The 17,746-nt window shown below is 74.3% G+C and carries 14 protein-coding genes; 5 read left to right on the top strand and 9 right to left on the bottom strand.

Annotated features, from left to right (window positions below; all coding sequences use genetic code 11):
* Positions 1–11: 11 nt before the first annotated feature.
* Positions 12–1,097, bottom strand: a complete 1,086-nt coding sequence (locus JQN84_RS08790; protein WP_204957848.1) for an LLM class flavin-dependent oxidoreductase — start codon at positions 1,095–1,097, stop codon at positions 12–14.
* Between the two features lie 187 nt (positions 1,098–1,284).
* On the opposite strand from JQN84_RS08790, the gene JQN84_RS08785 reads away from it, so the two are divergent.
* The 4 genes from JQN84_RS08785 to JQN84_RS08770 are packed head-to-tail and all read left to right on the top strand — an operon-like array spanning position 1,285 to position 4,450.
* Complete coding sequence (locus JQN84_RS08785) at positions 1,285–2,349, top strand: ABC transporter substrate-binding protein (protein WP_204957847.1); 1,065 nt, start codon at positions 1,285–1,287, stop codon at positions 2,347–2,349.
* On the top strand, positions 2,346–3,125 hold the full coding sequence (locus tag JQN84_RS08780) for an ABC transporter ATP-binding protein (RefSeq protein ID WP_204957846.1): 780 nt from the start codon (positions 2,346–2,348) through the stop codon (positions 3,123–3,125). The genes JQN84_RS08785 and JQN84_RS08780 overlap by 4 nt, the downstream gene beginning before the upstream one ends.
* Complete coding sequence (locus JQN84_RS08775; RefSeq protein WP_204957845.1) at positions 3,115–3,999, top strand: ABC transporter permease; 885 nt, start codon at positions 3,115–3,117, stop codon at positions 3,997–3,999. The genes JQN84_RS08780 and JQN84_RS08775 overlap by 11 nt, the downstream gene beginning before the upstream one ends.
* Position 4,000: 1 nt before the next feature.
* Positions 4,001–4,450 (top strand): RrF2 family transcriptional regulator, encoded by a 450-nt coding sequence (locus tag JQN84_RS08770; RefSeq protein WP_204957844.1) that lies wholly within the window; start codon positions 4,001–4,003, stop codon positions 4,448–4,450.
* Between the two features lie 82 nt (positions 4,451–4,532).
* Here the strand turns inward: JQN84_RS08770 and JQN84_RS08765 are convergent, their stop codons facing one another.
* The 7 genes from JQN84_RS08765 to JQN84_RS08735 all read right to left on the bottom strand — a co-directional run bounded on the left by JQN84_RS08765 (position 4,533) and on the right by JQN84_RS08735 (position 15,749).
* Entirely contained in the window at positions 4,533–4,733 is a 201-nt protein-coding gene (locus JQN84_RS08765; RefSeq protein ID WP_204957843.1) for a hypothetical protein, read from the bottom strand.
* Between the two features lie 265 nt (positions 4,734–4,998).
* Positions 4,999–6,366 carry a DEAD/DEAH box helicase gene (locus tag JQN84_RS08760; RefSeq protein ID WP_204957842.1) on the bottom strand — a complete coding sequence of 456 codons (1,368 nt, stop codon included), beginning with the start codon at positions 6,364–6,366 and terminating at the stop codon, positions 4,999–5,001.
* 225 nt (positions 6,367–6,591) lie between these two features.
* Positions 6,592–6,795 carry a cold-shock protein gene (locus JQN84_RS08755; protein ID WP_067374184.1) on the bottom strand — a complete coding sequence of 68 codons (204 nt, stop codon included), beginning with the start codon at positions 6,793–6,795 and terminating at the stop codon, positions 6,592–6,594.
* Between the two features lie 200 nt (positions 6,796–6,995).
* Positions 6,996–10,529, bottom strand: coding sequence for an ATP-dependent helicase (locus JQN84_RS08750; RefSeq protein WP_204957841.1), 3,534 nt, complete (start codon positions 10,527–10,529; stop codon positions 6,996–6,998).
* 64 nt (positions 10,530–10,593) lie between these two features.
* A complete protein-coding gene (locus JQN84_RS08745; protein ID WP_307821096.1) occupies positions 10,594–14,190 on the bottom strand; it encodes an ATP-dependent helicase in 3,597 nt (1,198 codons plus the stop codon).
* 85 nt (positions 14,191–14,275) lie between these two features.
* The gene (locus JQN84_RS08740; protein WP_204957839.1) at positions 14,276–14,821 is read right to left on the bottom strand and encodes an LOG family protein; all 546 of its coding nucleotides are present in this window, start codon (positions 14,819–14,821) and stop codon (positions 14,276–14,278) included.
* A gap of 4 nt (positions 14,822–14,825) precedes the next feature.
* On the bottom strand, positions 14,826–15,749 hold the full coding sequence (locus tag JQN84_RS08735) for an LOG family protein (protein WP_239484978.1): 924 nt from the start codon (positions 15,747–15,749) through the stop codon (positions 14,826–14,828).
* A 155-nt stretch (positions 15,750–15,904) separates the two neighbouring features.
* On the opposite strand from JQN84_RS08735, the gene JQN84_RS08730 reads away from it, so the two are divergent.
* Positions 15,905–16,072, top strand: a complete 168-nt coding sequence (locus JQN84_RS08730; protein ID WP_204958239.1) for a hypothetical protein — start codon at positions 15,905–15,907, stop codon at positions 16,070–16,072.
* Positions 16,073–16,609: 537 nt separating this feature from the next.
* Here the strand turns inward: JQN84_RS08730 and dapE are convergent.
* Positions 16,610–17,683, bottom strand: coding sequence for a succinyl-diaminopimelate desuccinylase (gene dapE, locus JQN84_RS08725; protein WP_204957838.1), 1,074 nt, complete (start codon positions 17,681–17,683; stop codon positions 16,610–16,612).
* Positions 17,684–17,746 lie beyond the last annotated feature (63 nt).

Below are 17,746 nucleotides of genomic sequence, written 5' to 3'. Positions count from 1 at the left end.
CGGCCTGCGTCTCAGTGCGGCACCGCGACGCGCAGCGCGGTGACCCGGGGCAGCACCTCCGCGCCGACCCGTTCCGCCTCCTCGCGGTGCGGCCAGCCGGAGAGGATGAACTCGTCGACGCCGCTGCGGGCGTACTCGTCGATCCGGGCGGCGACCTCGGCGTAGCTGCCGACCAGCGCGGTGCCCGCACCCTCGCGGACCAGGCCGATGCCGGCCCACAGGTTCGTCGCGACGGTGAGGCGTCCGCTCCCGCCGCCGTGCAGCGCGGTCATCCGGGCCTGGCCGACGGAGTCCATCCGGCCGAACCGGGCCTGGGCGGCGGCGATCCGCTCCGGGCTCATCCCGGCCCGCAGCCGGTCGGCCTCGGCCCATGCCTCGGCGGCGGTGTGCCGGGCGATGACGTGCAGCCGCAGCCCGGTGCGCAGGGTACGACCGTGTTCGGCGGCACGGGCCCGGACCCGGGCCACCCGGGTGGCGATCGCCGCCGGCGGCTCCCCCCACATCAGGTACGCGTCGGCCTGCCGGGCGGCGACCGCCTCGGCGGCCGGGGACGCGCCACCGAGGTAGACCGGCGGCGGGTCGGCCAGCGGACCGGAGAGCCCGCCGCCGTCGATCCGGTAGTGCTCACCGGCGAAGTCGAACGGGCCGCCGCGCCAGGAGCGACGGAGCACCTCGATGAACTCACCGGTACGGGCGTAGCGGGCGTCGTGGTCGAGGAAGTCGCCGTACGCCCGCTGCTCGGTGGGGTCGCCGCCGGTCACGACGTTCAGCGCGAGCCGCCCGCCGGAGACCGCCTGGAACGCCTCGGCCTGCTGGGCGACCAGGGTGGGCAGGGCGAAGCCGGCGCGGACGGCGACCAGCAGGCCGATCCGCTCGGTGTGCTGGGCGACCGCCGCGCAGACGATCCACGGGTCGGGGCAGCCGGAGCCGACCGGGGTGAGCAGGGCGGTGAATCCGCCCGCCTCGGCGGCCCGGGCCACCTCGGTCAGATATCCGACGGTGGCGGCCCGTGCGTGCCGGGCCGCGCCGGCGGTGACGGTGGCGGCACCGACCTGGTCGCCGTCGCCGGAGGTGGGAAGGAACCAGTGGAAGGTCATCTCGGAGCCCTCTCGCCGTGTCCCGCCCGGTCCATCTCGCCGGGGGCAGATAAACCTATCAAGAAGGTAGGAAAACCAGGAATATTCGAGACCGGATATCCCACGATGCGGACGGTGCTTGACGCCGCCGGACTCCTCACCCACTCTTCCTACCAACTAAATAGGAATACTGCGGATTGGACAGATGATGAGACGGCTCCCCTTCCGTCGGCTGCTCTCCCTCGCCACCCTCGCCGCCGTCGGCGTGGCCACGATGGGAACCACCGCGGCGTGCGGTGACGACGACAGCGCCGGTGGCGGCGACTCCGGTCCGGTCACCCTGCGGCTGGGCTACTTCCCCAACATCACCCACGCTCCGGCAGTGGTGGGGGTGGAGAAGAAGATCTTCGAGGACAAGCTGGGCGATGGCGTCAAGCTGGAGACCAAGACGTTCAACGCCGGCCCGGCCGCCATCGAGGCGATCTTCTCGGGCGCGCTCGACGCCACGTACATCGGTCCGAACCCGACGGTGAACGCGTTCTCCAAGTCCAAGGGCGAGGCCGTCCGGGTCATCTCCGGCGCCGCCTCCGGCGGGGTCGCCCTGGTGGTCAAGCCCGAGATCACCTCGGTCGAGCAGCTGCGCGGCAAGAAGATCGCCACCCCGCAGCTCGGCAACACCCAGGACGTCGCCATCCGCTACTGGCTCAAGGAGAAGGGCCTCAAGACCACCAAGGAGGGCGGCGGCGACGTCAAGATCGTCCCGCAGGAGAACGCCCAGACGGTCGAGACCTTCGCCAGCGGCTCGATCGACGGCGCGTGGGTGCCCGAGCCGTTCGTCTCCCGGCTGGTCAACGCCGGCGGCAAGGTCCTCGTCGACGAGCGGGACCTCTGGCCGGACAAGAAGTTCGTCATCACCAACCTGATCGTCTCCACCAAGTTCCTCAAGGCCCACCCGGAGGCGGTGAAGAAGCTGGTCGAGGGGCAGGTCGCGGCGAACGACTTCGTCAACACCAAGCCGGACGAGGCCCAGCAGGCCATCTCCGACCACATCGGCAAGATCACCGGCAAGCCGCTGGACCTGAAGCTGATCAAGCAGGCGTGGCCCACCCTGCTGTTCACCAACGACCCGATCGCGTCCTCGCTCAAGACCGGGCTGGACCACGCCGTCGCCGTCGAACTGACCCAGCCGGTCGACCTGAACGGCCTCTACGACCTGAAGTACCTCAACGAGGTGCTCAAGACGCAGGGCCAGGCCGAGGTCACCCAGCCGTGACGTCGACCACGACGCCGCCGCCGAGCGCGACCACCGCGGTCGCGCTCGCCGGTGTGACCAAGGTGTACGGGCGCGGGACGAACGCCGTCCTCGCCCTGGACGGGGTCAGCCTCGACGTCCGGCCCGGGGAGTTCGTCTGCCTCGTCGGCGCGTCCGGCTGCGGCAAGAGCACGTTGCTCAACCTCGTCGCCGGGCTGGACCGCGCGCAGGGCGGCACGATCACGGTGGCCGACGACGCCCACCCCGGCCTGATGTTCCAGGAGCCGGCGCTGTTCCCCTGGCTGACCGTCGAGGCCAACGTCGAGGTGCCGTTGAAGCTGCGCGGGCTGCCCCGGGCCGAGCGCCGGGAACGGGTGGCGGAGCTGCTGAGCACCGTCCACCTGTCCGACTTCGGCCGCAAACGGCCGCACCAGCTCTCCGGCGGTATGCGGCAGCGGGTCGCCCTGGCCCGCACCCTCGCCCTGGACACCCCGGTGCTGCTGATGGACGAGCCGTTCGGTGCGCTCGACGCGATGACCCGGGACATCCTGCACGACGAGCTGGAACGGATCTGGGCGGAACGGCAGCTCACCGTGCTGTTCGTGACGCACAACGTCCGGGAGGCGGCCCGGCTGGCCGACCGGATCATCCTGCTCAGCAGCCGACCCGGACGGATCATCTGGTCCACCGAGGTGAACGTCCCCCGGCCCCGGCGCATCGACTCCCCCGAGGTCGCCTCGATCGCCTCCGAGGTCACCGACCGACTCCGTACGGAGGTGGGCCGCCATGGCAAATGACACCCTGACCGGCGCGGCCCGCACCGACGCGGAGATCTCCGGGCTGGACGCGCTGGAGATCGCCGGCCGGGAGAAGGAGGTCTCCCGGGGTGCCCGGCTCTGGGCGTCCACCTGGCCCAAGCTCGCCGCGCTCGCCATCGCCGTCGGGCTGTGGCAGCTGGTGGTCTGGAGCGGGTGGAAGCCGCCGTACTCGCTGCCCGGCCCGGTCACCGTGGCCGAGGAACTGGTCAGGCAGGCCGGTGGCCGGCAACTCTGGGACGGACTCGCCACCACGCTGCAACGGGCGGCGCTCGGTTACCTCTTCTCCGTCGCGGTCGGCCTCCTGGTCGGCCTGGCGGTGGCCCGGTTCACGGTGCTCCGGGCGGCGATCGGCTCGATGATCACCGCATTGCAGACGATGCCGTCGATCGCCTGGTTCCCGCTGGCCATCCTGCTGTTCGAGCTGAGCGAGAAGGCGATCTTCTTCGTGGTGGTGCTCGGTGCCGCGCCGTCCATCGCCAACGGGGTGATCAGTGGGGTCGACTACGTGCCGCCGCTGCTGGTCCGGGCCGGGCGCAACCTCGGCGCCCGGGGGCTGAACCTCTACCGGTACGTCATCGCGCCGGCCGCGCTGCCCGCCATCGTCGCCGGGCTCAAGCAGGGCTGGGCCTTCTCCTGGCGCAGCCTGATGGCCGGTGAGCTGCTGGTGGTCGGCATCTCGCAGACGTCCCTGGGGGCCCAGCTCACCTACTCCCGGGAGCTGTCCGACGCGCCCTGGCTGCTCGCCACGATGATCGTCATCCTGGTGGTCGGGCTGGTGGTCGACGCCGCCTTCGGGGCGGCCGACCGGGCGATCCGCCGCCGCTGGGGCGTGCTGGACCAGGCTGGTCAGTGACGTGTACATCTCCGCGCGCAGCGACTACGCGCTCCGGGCCATGCTCGCCGTCGCCGCAGGCGGCGACGGCGGGACCACCCGCCCCGACGGCGCCGGGGAGCTGGTCAAGGCGGCGAGCCTGGCGCGGACGCAGGGCATCCCGCTGAGTTTTCTCCAGGGCATCCTGCTCGACCTGCGTCGTGCCGGACTGCTGCACAGTCACCGGGGCACCGAGGGCGGCTACGCGCTGACCCGTCCCGCCTCGCAGATCAGCGTCGGGGACGTGCTGCGCGCCGTCGCCGGGTCGCTGACCACCGTACGGGGGCTGCCCGCCGAGGACGCCGGCTACCACGGGGTGGCCGCCGGCCTGCGCGACGTGTGGCTGGCGGTGGACGGTGCGATAGCCGTGGTGGTGGACCGGACCACGCTGACCGACCTGCTCATCCACCAGGAGCAGGCCCCGGCCCGCTGACGTCGGCCGCCCGTCCGACCGTCGGTCCCCCAGGACCCGACGGTCGGACGGGACGACCTGACCTACCGCCCCCGGCGGGGGCTCAGCCGGCGGTCAGCTCGACCGTCGGCGGACGCCCCTCGTCGGGGCTGTGCAGTTCGACCAGCCCGGCCGGGGCGGCGCGCCCCGGCCTCGGGTGCCAGGGCGCGAACGCCGCGACCATGGCGAGCACGAGCCCGGCACCCGCGACGGCGAACACCACCAGTAGCTCGCGCCCCGCTCCCGACTCAGCGTCGCCCCCCATGGTCACCCCTCCCGTGCCCGACCGTGCCGGCCGGTTCTTCCCCCGGGAGCAAGCTTCGACCAGCCGGACCGAATGGAACAGTCACCGATCGGACGCAATAGCGCCGGCAACCCGACCCATCCCGATGCATGATCACCGAGGGTCCGCACCCGACCCCGCGCCGTCCCCGTCGCCGCGCGCCGAGATGATCGACTCAGGCTGAGCCGATGCTGCGTCGTCCCCGCCCGCCGAAACCGCGACGTCAGCTCGACAGCGGCCGGGAACCTCAGGCGGTGCGCGGGCGACGCGGGCGACGGGACCGGCCCGACGTGCGGTGTGGGCGGCCACCCTCGCCGCCACCACCGACGGCGGCCCGGGGACGACCGCCCTCGCCGCCTGCGGCCCGGGGACGACCGCCTTCGCCACCGGCACGCGGACGGGCCGCCGGGGCCGGCGTCGGGGCGACGATGGTCACCGGCACGCCGGACGGCTCACGGGCCCCGGTCACCCGGGCCAGCGCACCGTCGCCGAGGCGCACCTGGGTCGACTGCGGGGTGATGCCGGCCACGCTCATCAGGCGGGAGACGTCCCGACGCTGCTCCGGCAGGACCAGGGTGACCACCTGACCCGCCTCACCGGCACGGGCGGTACGACCACCCCGGTGCAGGTAGTCCTTCGCCTCGGTCGGCGGGTCCACGTTGACCACCATGTCGAGGCCGTCGACGTGGATGCCCCGGGCCGCCACGTCGGTGGCGACCAGCGCGGTCACCTGGCCGGTGCGGAACTGCTCCAGGATCCGGGTGCGCTGCGGCTGGGACTTCCCCCCGTGCAGCGCCGCCGCGCGTACGCCCTTGGCGAGCAGTTGCCGGGCCATCCGGTCGGCGCGGTGCTTGGTCGCCATGAACAGGATGGTGCGGCCCTCCCGGGCGGCGATCTGGGTCAGCGCGGCGGGCTTGTCGGCCGCGTCGACGTGCAGGACGTGGTGGGTCATCGCGGTCACCGTGGCGGTGCCCGGGTCCACCGAGTGCGACACCGGGTTGCTGAGGAACCGGCGCACGAGGCGGTCCACCCCGCCGTCCAGGGTCGCCGAGAAGAGCATCCGCTGGCCGTTCGGGGCGACCTGCTCCAGCAGCTTGGTCACCTGCGGCAGGAAGCCCATGTCGGCCATCTGGTCGGCCTCGTCGAGCACGGTGACGGCAACCTGGTCGAGCCGGGCATCACCCCGGTTGATCAGGTCGTGCAGCCGGCCCGGGGTGGCGACCAGCACCTCGGCACCGGCGCGCAGCGCGTCCGCCTGCCGTTGCAGGGACAGGCCACCGACCACGGTGACGCAGCGCAGCCCCAGCGCCCGGGCGTACGGGGTCAGTGCCGTGGTGACCTGGGCGGCCAGTTCACGGGTGGGGACCAGCACCAGGGCGAGCGGGCGGCCCGGGCGGGCCCGGTGGCCGGCGGTGCGGTGCAGCAGCGGAAGCCCGAAGGCGAGGGTCTTGCCCGAGCCGGTGCGGCCCCGGCCGAGCACGTCCCGGCCGGCCAGGGAATCCGGCAGGGTGGCCGCCTGGATCGGGAACGGCTCGGTGATGCCCTGCGCGGTCAGCTCGGCGAGCAGCGCCGGCGCAAGGCCGGTCGCGGCGAAGGTGGGAACGGTCATGGTCATGCGGAAATGGCCTTCCTCGACGCGGCACGTGTCGAGGGAGGGCGCCGGGAGCCGGCGCGGTCACCGACGGAGCTGTCCGTCGGTGACTCACAAGCACGAACCGATGGGGTACGGGAGCCGGTCCGCCGCAGCACGCCGCGTCCCGCCGGAGCGGGGGGCGGCGCGGCGGACCGGTCCGTCACCGGGCCCGGAGGACCCGGAGGGTGTTACCGGACGATCCGAAGATCAGAGCGGGCGGATGTTCTCCGCCTGCGGGCCCTTCTGGCCCTGGGTCACCTCGAACTCGACCCGCTGGTTCTCGTCCAGGCTCCGGTAGCCGGAGGTCTGGATCGCCGAGAAGTGGGCGAAGACGTCGGCGCCGCCGCCGTCCGGGGTGATGAAGCCGAAGCCCTTGTCAGCGTTGAACCACTTGACGGTGCCAATTGCCATCTGTTTCGTCTCCTTGACGGAACGTCGGACCCGCACCTGTTGCGGGCCCGAAGAGGAGCGCTCCGCGCGGGATGCGCGAATCGCCTGTTGTTTTTGGTCGCCCCGCCCGGAGAACTCCGGACACAACAAAGAGCGCCTGGGGCCACAATCCGCCAGGCGCACACAGAGTCTCTGGAAACCAAAACTGCAACAAGAACAACTTACCACGGATCCGCCGCCGCGCCACCCCCCACCGGATTTTCCGGCAACCCGGCGATGATCGCGGTCAGCCCGTCGGCGTCCAGCAGGTCGGCCGGGCGCACCGTCACCCCTTCCCGTACGTAGTGGAAGGCGGCCCCCACCCGGTCCACCGGCACCCCGGCCAGCTCCGCCCAGGCCAGCCGGTAGACGGCCAACTGCACCGCGACCACCTCGGCCTCCGCGCCGGTCGGCTGCCGACCGGTCTTCCAGTCGACCACGTCGTACCGGCCGCCGGGGCGGGAGAAGACGGCGTCCATCCGGCCCCGGACCACCACGCCGGCCAGCACCGAGGCGAACGGCACCTCCACCTCCACCGGCACCCGGTCGGCCCACTCGCTGGCCAGGAAGCGCTCCTGAAGCTCGGCCAACGCCCCGTCGGGCGCGGCGTCCGCGTCGGCGGCACCCGGCAACTCGTCCACGTCGAGCAGCCGGTCGATGCCGAACCGGGACTCCAGCCAGGCGTGGAAGGCGGTGCCCCGCCGGGCGTACGGGCTGGGTGGGGTGGGCATCGGCCGGCGCAGCGTACGGGCCAGTTGGGCCGGGTCCCGGCGCAGGGCCACCAACTGGGTCACCGACAGGTGGCCGGGCAGGGTCACCTCGACCGCCTCAGCCTGCCGCAGCAGCTCCGCCCGCTCGGCGAGGAGCAGGTCCGCCTCCCGCCGCCACCGCACCACCTCCGGATCGGGCTCGGGCGCAGCCACCTCCGGACCAGCCGCTTCCCCGCCCGCCACCACCCGGCCCGCCGCCTGCCGCCCAGCCGCCTGCGGACCTGCCGCCGGTGGGTCCACCACCTCCGGCCCCACCGCCGCCTGGGCGTCGATTGCGGGGGCGGGGACAGGACCGGGAGCTTCCCGGCGGGCCGCGTCAGGGTCGGCGAGGAAGCGGCGGACCAAGGCCGCCGCCTCGGTCAGCGCCGGCCGGCGCGGGCCCAGCGGGTCGGCCGGCCACTCCGCCCGCAACACCAGCGCGGTGGTCGGATTGACCGCGTCACCCGCCGGTTCGGGTGCCCACTCGTCGATCAGCAGGCCGTCGCCACCGGTCAGGCAGGCGTCGTACACCTCGCGGAGCAGCACCGACGGGCCCCGGAACCGCTTGGTCCCCTCCCCCCACCAGTACCCGGAGCAGAGCAGCAGCCGCCGGGGCCGGGTCACCGCCACGTACGCCAGCCGGCGTTCCTCGCGTTCGTCGTGCGCCCGCCAGGCGTCGGTGAAGTCGGCCACCGCCCGGGCCACCCCCCGCTGGTCGGCCACCTCGGTCAGGTCGAGCACGGGCAGCCCGTCGGCGTCGCCGCGCAGCGGGAACGGCAACACGCCGAGCCCGCCCAGCCAGTGGTCGGAGTTGCGGACCTGACCGGGCCAGCCGCCCCGGGTCAGCCCGGCGACGGCGACGACGTCCCACTCCAGGCCCTTGGCGGCGTGCGCGGTGAGCACCTGCACCGCGCCGTCGACCACCTCCACCTCGCCCGGGGACAGCCCGCGCTCCTCGTCCTCGGCGGCGGTCAGGTAGGCCAGGAAACCGGCGAGCGTCGCCGCCGGGGTCTCGCCGCTGAACCGGGCCGCCACGTCACCGAGCGCGTCCAGGTGCCCCCGGGCCAGCCCGGCGTCGCCGGCGCCGTCCCGGCCGGCCCGGACCGCCACCTCGACGTCCAGGCCGATGGTGCGTTCCACGTCCGCGATCAGCTCCGGCAGCGTCTGGTCCAGCCGGTACCGCAGCAGGGCCAGCTCCATCCCGTACGACCGCAGCCGCGCGTACCCCTCCGCCGAATACGCCTGCGCCGGCCCCAGATCGGCCAGCGCCTCCACCAGGGTCGCCTCGTCGAGGGCGTCCACCACGATCTCCGGCCCGTCGTCGCCGGTCACCTCCCGGCGGGCCCGGGCGATGGCGCGTGCCCGCCGGTGCAGGGCCACCAGGTCACGCGGCCCGATCCGCCAGCGCGCCCCGGTGAGCAGGCGCAGCAGCGCCGCGCCGTCGGTCGGGTCGGCGAGCACCCGCAGGGTGCAGACCACGTCCCGTACCTCAGGGGTGTCCAGCAGCCCGCCCAGGCCGACCACCTCGACCGGCAGCCCCCGCGCCCGCAGGGCCGCCTCGATCGCCGGGATCTGGCTGCGGACCCGCACCAGCACGGCGGTGGCGGGGCGCTGCGGCACCGGGATGTGCTCGGGCAGCGCGCCGGGCATCCGGGCCGCCCCCCGCCAGGCGGCGAGCACACTGTCGGCGATCCAGTCCGCCTCGTCGACGTACGTGGGCAGCAGCGCACAGTGCACGGTGCCGGCGGCCCGCCCGCGGGGGCTGCGGTGCGGGATCGGGTCGCGGACGCTCAACGCGGCGTGCAGCTCCGGCACCCGGGCGCCGGCCGCCCGCAGCGGCACCGACAGGGTGTTGGCCACCCCGAGGATCTCCGGCCGGTTACGCCAGCTGGTGGTGAGGCTCATCGCCCCGGCGGGGGTGCCGTCGGCGTGGGCGAAGTCGGTGGGGAACCGGTCGAGCGTGCCGGCGCTGGCCCCCCGCCAGCCGTAGATCGACTGGCAGGGGTCGCCGACGGCGGTGACCGGGTGACCGCCGCCGAAGAGGTGGTTGAGCAGCACCACCTGGGCGTGGCTGGTGTCCTGGTACTCGTCGAGCAGCACCACCCGGTAACGGTCCCGCTCGACCGCGCCGACCGCCGGGTGGTCGCGGGCCACCCGGGCGGCGCGGGCGAGCTGGTCGGCGAAGTCCATCGCCTCGAAGTCGTCCTTGCGCCGGGCGTACGCCCGCACCAGCGGCAGCAGCTTCAGCCGGGTGCGTTGCAGTTGGAGGGCCTTGCGGACGTCGGCGTAGACCCGCCCGGGGTGGGCCTGCACCTCGGCGAAGAACCGGCCCGTCCAGGCAGCCAGGGCGTCCGGGTCGACCAGGTGTTCGTCCAGCTCGCCGGCCAGCGCCAGCACGGCGTCGGTGATCGTGCTGGGCATCCGGTCGACCTCGGACATGTCCCCGTCGTAGTTGCGGACCAGCAGGTCGACCAGTTGCCACCGGGACGCCTCGGTGAGCAGCCGGGTGGTCGGCTCGTAGCCGGCCCGCAACCCGTGCTCGGCGACGATCCGACCGGCGTACGAGTGGTAGGTGGCGACGGTGGGCTCACCGGCCAGCGGATCGTCGAGCGGATTGCGGGCCCGCCGCCCGAGCCGCCGCACCAACTGGTCGAGCCGGGTACGCACCCGGTGCGCCAGCTCACCGGCGGCCTTACGGGTGAAGGTCAACCCGAGGATCTGCTCCGGGCGGACGTACGAGTTGGCGACCAGCCACACCACCCGGGCGGCCATCGTCTCGGTCTTGCCCGAACCGGCGCCCGCCACCACCAGCAGCGGCGCGACCGGCGCCGCGATGATCGCGGCCTGCTCGGCGGTGGGGGCGGGCAGCCGCAGCAGCCGGGCCAGCTCCACAGGCGTGTAGCGCGGCCCGGCGTCGGCGGTACGCGGCACGGGAGTGGCGGCGCTGAACAGGGTCGGCTGGGTCACCGCTCTCCCCTCGTCGCACGCCGCGGCCCCGGCCGCCCGGTCGTCGGTGGCGCGGCCGACACGTTCACTCCCCGCCCGCCCGGTGCTCGCCGGTGGTCGGCGGCTCGACGACCTGCCGGCCCTGCCCGGAGACCGGGCAACTGGTCCGTACCGGGCAGACCCGGCACTTCGCGTTGGCGACGGCGGCGAAGGTCGAGGCGGCCATCGTATCGGCGGTACGCCGGACCAGGGCGGTGGCCCAGCCGGCCTCGGGGCCCTGCCCGGCGGCGGCCTGGGTCTGCTCGCGGGCGTCCTTCCCGCCGGTGCCGAGCTGCACCAGCGCCGCACCCCCGGCCTCGTCGCCGAACTCGGCGAACCCGCCCGCCTCCACCGCCGCCTGGTACGCCCCGAGCTGCGGATGCTCGGCCATCTCCCGTTCGGTGACGGTCGTCGACTTGCCGGTCTTGAGGTCGATCACCACCAGCCGGCCGTCGGCGTCGACCTCCAGCCGGTCGACCCGGCCGGTCAGCTCGATCGGCCGGGTCGGGTCGTCGAGGCGGACCGCGAACTCGTGCTCGATGGCGAGCAGCCGGCGCGGGTTGCCGGCCAGCCAGCGCAGCAGCTTGTCCACCATCGCCTCGGCGCGTTCCCGCTCCGGGCCGAGCATCCACCGGGCCGCCAGCTCGATCGCGTCGAACCGGGCGGCCACGTACTCCAGCAGGGCCGTCCGGTCGGCGCTGGCGTCCTCGGCCAGCATCGCCGCGGCGTGCACCAGGTTGCCGACCCCCTGGGCGGCGCTGGCCGGCCCGCTGCCGCCGTGCCGCTCCAGCAGCCAGCGCAGGCTGCACCGCAGCGCGCTCTCCATCCCCGACGGGGTGACCCGCACCGGTTCACCCTCCTCGGCCAGCGGCCGGTCGTCGGAGAGGCTGCGCAGGCCCCACCAGTCGTCCGGGTGCGCGCCGGGGATGCCGGCGGCGGCCAGCCGGGCCAGTTCGGCCGCCGCCGCGCGCCGCCGGGCCACCGACGCCGCCGGGTCGACGATCGCGGTACGCAGCTCCGCCACCAGCGCGGAGAGGGTGAGCGCCCGGGGTGGCCGCCCGACGGGCAACTCCCGGGACGTCTCCTCCCCCGGTTCCCCCTCGTCCCCCGCGTCGCCCTCACCGGGCCCGTCCGCTGGCGGGCCACCGTCGGGGGCGGTCGGGGTGGGGCCACCGTGGGTGGGGCCGTCTGCGGTGGGACCGTCTCCGTCCTGGCCGGTGACGCCGAGTTCGTGCAGGAAGCGGCTGGGCTGCTCCTCGTGGTCGTCGCCGCCGACGGCGGCCGAGGCGACGGCGGTGACCAGCAGCCGCCGCCGGGCCCGGGTCACCGCGACGTGGAACAGCCGGCGTTCCTCGTCGAGCAGGGCGGAGGTCTGCCCGACCAGGCTGGCCCGGGTGCCGGTGCCGTCCGCCCGGCCGGCCAGCACGTCGACCAGCCGTTCGGAGCCGAGCAGGCTGCCGCGCAGCCGCAGGTCGGGCCAGACGCCCTCCTGCACGCCGGCCACCGCGACCAGGTCCCACTCCAGGCCCTTGGCCGCGTGCGCGGTGAGCAGGCGGACCGCCTCGCCCCGGTCGGCGCTGGCCGCCAGGGTGTCGGCCGGCAGGTCCTGGCCGAGGACGTGGTCGAGGAAGACCTCCGTCCGCGCGCCGGGCAGCCGGTCGACGAACCGGGCCGCCGCGTCGAAGAGCACCAGCACCGCGTCGAGGTCCCGGTCGGCGGCCTCGGCCCGCCAACGCTGGGCGGTCTCGTGCTCCCCGGTGGCCGCCCGCCCCCGGTTGATCGCCCCGGCCCAGCGTTCGGCGAGACCGCTGGCGTCCCACACCGCCCAGAGCACGTCCTCGGCGGTCGCCCCGGGCACTGCCGCCGCCGTCCGCGCGGTGGCGAGCAGCTCCGCGACCGTACGGGCCGGCTCGACCCAGCGCCGTTCGATGCCGGCCAGCTCGGCCGGATCGGCCAGCGCCTCGACGATCAGTCCACCGGAGGGCCGCCGGTCACCCCGGGCCAGCGCGAGCGCCCGCAGCCCCTGGCGTAGCCGCCGCTCGGCGAGCGGGTCGGCCCCGCCCAGCGGCGAGTGCAGCAGCGCGATCGCGGACTCCTCGTCGAGCCGGGCCGGTTCGAGCGCACAGCGCAGCAGGAGTAGCAGCGGGGCGACCGCCGGTTGCAGGTGCAGCGGCAGGTCCTCACCGTGCACGACGGTGGGCACCCCGGCGGTGTGCAGCGCCCGGCGCAGCGACGGCAGGTGCAGGTGGGTCGAGCGGACCAGCACCGCCATCGCCGACCAGGGCACCCCGTCGAGCAGGTGGGCCGAGCGCAGCGCGTGGGCCAGCCAGGCGGCCTCGCCGGTGGCCGAGCGGAAGGTACGCACCTCGACGCTGCCGGGCGGCGCGTCGGGCAGCGGTCGCAGCCGCCGGTGCCCGGCCGGGCCGCGCAACCGCCTGGCGAGCCGACCGGTGGCCCCCAGCAGCACCGCACCGGCCCGGTACGAGGTGGTGAGGGTGACCTGCGCCGCCGGTGCCCCGGAGGCGGTGCGGAACCGGTGCGGGAAGGCGGCCACCACCGCCGGGTCGGCACCCCGGAAGGCGTACGTGGAGGAGTCCGGGTCGGCGAACGCCACCAGGGACCGGCCACCACCGGCCAGGACGGCCAGCAGGTCCTGTTGGGCCGGGTCGGTGTCGGCCAGCTCGTCGACGTAGACGTGGGCCAGCCGACGGCGTTCGGCCGTCAGCAGCTCCGGATCGTCGAGGAGCATGCCGGTGGCCGCCCGCACCAACTCGGCCGGGTCGTACGCCACGGAACCCCGGTTGCCGACGTCGCGCAGGGCGAGGACGGCGACGTACTCCCGCAGGAACCGGGCGGCGGCCGGCCAGTCGGCGCGGCCCAGCTTCTCCCCCAGCCGGGCCAGCTCCACCGGCCCGACGCCGCGTTCGGCGGCGCGCATCAGCAGGTCACGCAGCTGGGCGGCGAACGCCCGGGTACGCAGGGCGGGAAGCAGGTCGTCCGGCCAGCCGACCGGGTCGTCGTCGGGCTCGTCGCCGACGACGTCGAGCAGCTCCCGGATGATCAGATCCTGTTCGGGGCCGGTGAGCAGCCGGGGGGACGGCTCGCCCCGCTCGGCGGCGGCCCGGCGCAGCAGCCCGAAGGCGTACGCCGGGAAGGTGCGCACCAGCGGCTCCCGCAGCACCAGGTGGCCGTCGGCGGCGATCCGGGCCTCGATCCGTTGCCGCAGCCCGGTGGCCTGCCGACGGCTGAAGGTGAGCACCAGCAGACGTTCCGGGTCGACCCCCTCGGCGACCCGGGCGGCCACCGCCTCGACCAGGGTGCCGGTCTTGCCGGTGCCCGGCCCGCCGAGGACCAGCATCGGTCCGTCGGTGTGCGCCACCACCTCCGCCTGGAGCGGATCGTGCCGCCGCCCGCCGGGGCGAACGGCATCGCCCGCCGGGCCTCGCGCCGGTGGGCTCCCCTCGGGGCGTACGGCATCGCCCGTCGGCCCCCCGGGCCGCGGCTCCCCCTCGTCACCCGCACCGGCCCGACCCGGCCCCTCGGCCGGCCCGCCGTGCCGGCCGTCCCCCCGGACGTCCGCGGCGGACCGCCCGTCCTGCGGGCCCGGTCCGGCAGGTCGGCGCACCAGCCGGTACCCCTGCACCCCCACATCCCACCATGTCGGTACGACACCCCCCAGGGCACCACCCCGCCCGGACGGGGCGGCCGGAGGCCGGTCCGGCCTCGGGTCAGGGCAGCCGGGCCTCCAGGGCGTCGAGCGCGGTGGCGACGGTCGGGGTGACCGTGAGCAGGTCCAGGCCGGCCGGCTTGAGGAAGGTCTGGTCGGTGATGGTGGCCAGCCAGTCGAGCAGCGGGCGGTAGAAGCCGTCGGTGTCGACCAGCACCATCGGCTTGGCGTGCATGGCCAGCGTGGCGGTGGTCCAGACCTCGAACAGCTCGTCCAGGGTGCCCAGACCGCCGGGCAGGGTGAGGAACGCGTCCGACTTCTCGATCATGACGGTCTTGCGGCTGGCCATGCCGTCGGTGACCAGCAGTTCGTCCGAGGCGAGGTCGGCGACCTCCAGGTCCACCAGCGCCTGCGGGATCACCCCGACGGTCCGCCCACCGGCCGCCCGCGCCCCGTCGACGAGCGCGCCCATCATCCCGACGCAGCCGCCGCCGCTGACCAGCGTGTGCCCGCGCCGGGCCAGCTCCGCGCCGGTCTCGGCCGCCAGGTCCAGCCAGCGCTGGTCGAGCGTACGAGAGGACGCGCAGAAGACACAGATCGCCGCCACCGGCTCAGCCCTCCCGACCGTCGACGACACCCCGGCCCGTGCCGTTGGACCCGGTGCCGTCGGACGGCGTACCCGGGGAGGGGGTGGCGGTGTCCGCGGCCCGGCGGGCGGCCTGCTGGTCGGCGGCGGTACGCGCCACCGCCGCCTCACGGACGGCCTCCTGGTCGACGGCGAGCGCCGCCTCGGCCTCGACGATGTGCCGGACCGCGGCGTCCACGTCGTCGGTGAGGCAGATCAGCTCCAGGTCCACCGGGCCGATCTTGCCCTCGGCGGCCATGCTGTCGCGCAGCCAGTCGAGCAGCCCCCGCCAGTAGTCGGTGCCCATGAGCACCACCGGGAACCGGGTCACCTTGCCGGTCTGCACCAGGGTCAGCGCCTCGAACAGCTCGTCCATGGTGCCGAACCCGCCCGGCAGCACCACGAACGCCTGGGCGTACTTGACGAACATGGTCTTGCGGGCGAAGAAGTAGCGGAAGTCGATGGCCAGGTCGACCCAGTCGTTGAGCCCCTGCTCGAAGGGGAGTTCGATGCCCAACCCGACGGAGAGGCCGCCGGCCTCGCTGGCCCCCCGGTTGGCCGCCTCCATCACACCGGGTCCACCGCCGGTGATCACCGCGTAACCGGCCCGGGCGAGACCCGCGCCCAACTCCTCGGCCAGCCGGCACTCGGGACTGTCGGGTTTACTACGGGCCGAGCCGAAGACACTCACCGCGGGTGGCAGATCGGCTAACGTGTCGAAACCCTCGACGAACTCGGCGAGGATGCGCAGCGCCCGCCAGGCGTCCTTCGTCTTCCAGTCGCTGCGCCCTCGGGAGTCGAGCAACCGCTGGTCAGCGGTGCTGGTGGGGATCGCGCCACGGCGCAGTGTCACCGCCCCCCGGTGCCGCTCCGGATCGCGGCCCGACTGTCGCCCGTTGGTCTGACTCATGTCAGTCACCGTAGTGGAGACGCACGTCAGGGCGGTGCTGGCCGACGGGTCGGAGAAAAAGTTCGCGATCATGGGCAACTAATTCTGTCGCCCGTACGTCTTACTATTCACATACCGGGTATGGCCCGGCGCGCGCCTTCGGGGGAGGAGCAAGCGTGATCAGCAACAACGAACGGATGCGGATCCGTCGGCAGATGCAGCGAAGGATCAACGAGGTGGTGGCCGAGCGCCGCCGCGCCCGACAGCTGGAGGTGCCGGTGGAGCCGGCCGCCCAGTCCGTCGAGCCCAGCGAGCCCGACAGTCCCCGCCTCACCACCGTCTGACACCACCAGCCCGACCCGCGTCGACCCGGCCGGAGCACCCGCCCCGGCCCGCACCACCCGACCGGCCGGCCGCCTCACACCCCTGGCCGGCCACCCGAGCCTTCACCCAGTACGCACCGAGGCCCCCGCGGTCCCCCGACCCGGGGGCCTCACCACATCCACCCCGCCGACCCCGCCCTCTGCGACCGTCCCGGCCCACGCTGCTCCCGACCCGGCCCACACTCCTGCCGGCCCGGCACACGCTGCTCCCGACCCGGCCCACACTCCTGCCGGCCCGGCCCATACTGCTCCCAACCCGGCCCGCGCTCCTGCCGGCCCGCTCCCCAGCCCCGCCCCACGCCCGGCCGAGTCCCCGCGCCGCACCCGGTCCGCTCCCGCAGCCAGCCCGGGCCCGCCCCGCACTCGGTGATCAAGAGAAATGAGTCGTGATCAAGAGAAATGGGGAGTGGGAGAGCGCTCTCGGTGACACAAACCTCGTGATCACCGGGGCGAACCCGGGGCGGGGCGCGGGGCGGGGGCGCGGGGCGGGGGGCGGGGTTAGGCGGGGGTCAGCCAGCGGTGGAGGGTGGCGGCGCCGTCGCGGATCTTGGTGAGTTCGACGTGTTCGTCCTTGTGGTGGGCGAGGTTGGGGTCGCCGGGGCCGAAGTTCAGCGCCGGGATGCCCATCGCCGCGAACCGGGCCACGTCGGTCCAGCCCAGCTTGCCGATCGGGGCGGCACCGACGGCAGCCAGGAACTCCTGGGCCACCGGCGCGTCGAGTCCCGGGGCCGCGCCGGCCGCCGCATCGGTGATCGCCAGGTCGTAGCCGGCGAAGACCTCCCGCAGGTGCGCCTCGGCCGCCGCCGGGTCACGGTCCGGGGCGTACCGGTAGTTGATCTCGATTTCGCAGCGGTCGGGGACGACGTTGCCGGCCACCCCGCCGTCGATGCGCACCGCGTTGAGGCCCTCCCGGTAGTCGCAACCGTCGATGGTGACCCGCCGGGCCCGGTATTCGCCGAGGCGGCGGAGCACCTCGCCCGCGCCGTGGATGGCGTTGACCCCGCGCCAGGAGCGGGCCACGTGGGCGCGTTCGCCGGGCACCGTGACGATCGCCCGCATGGTGCCCTGGCAGCCGGCCTCCACGATGCCGTACGTCGGTTCCAGCAGCACCGCGAAGTCGGCCCGGAGCCATTCCGGGTGGGCCTCGGCGACCAGGGTGAGCCCGTTGTACCGGGACTCGATCTCCTCGGCCTCGTAGAAGAAGTACGTCACGTCGTACCGGGGGTCGGGCAGGGTAACCGCCAGGTGCAGCGCGAAGGCCACCCCGGACTTCATGTCGGAGGTGCCGCAGCCGTACATCAGATCCCCGCGCATGGTCGACGGGAAGTTGTCGTTGTGCGGCACCGTGTCCAGGTGCCCGGCGAGCACCACCCGGGAGGACCGGCCCAGATCCGTCCGCGCCATCACGGTGTTGCCGTGCCGGAAGGTGCTCAGGTGCGGCACCCGGCGCAGGACCTCCTCGACACAGTCGGCGATAGCCTTCTCGTCGAGGGAGACGGACTCGATGTCGACCAGGGCGCGGGTCAGCGCCACCGGATCGGCCAGGACCTCGGGGGTAAGCGGGTTCTCCATGATTCGCACGGTACCGTCCTGGACGGTGGGCGGGAGGGGTGAGCCCACCGGCCCCGCAGCCGC

Origin of the sequence: Micromonospora humidisoli (genome assembly GCF_016900955.1) — a bacterium.
In the GTDB taxonomy this organism is placed as follows: Bacteria; Actinomycetota; Actinomycetes; order Mycobacteriales; family Micromonosporaceae; genus Micromonospora; species Micromonospora wenchangensis.
This window is presented reverse-complemented; position numbering and strand designations above follow the sequence as displayed.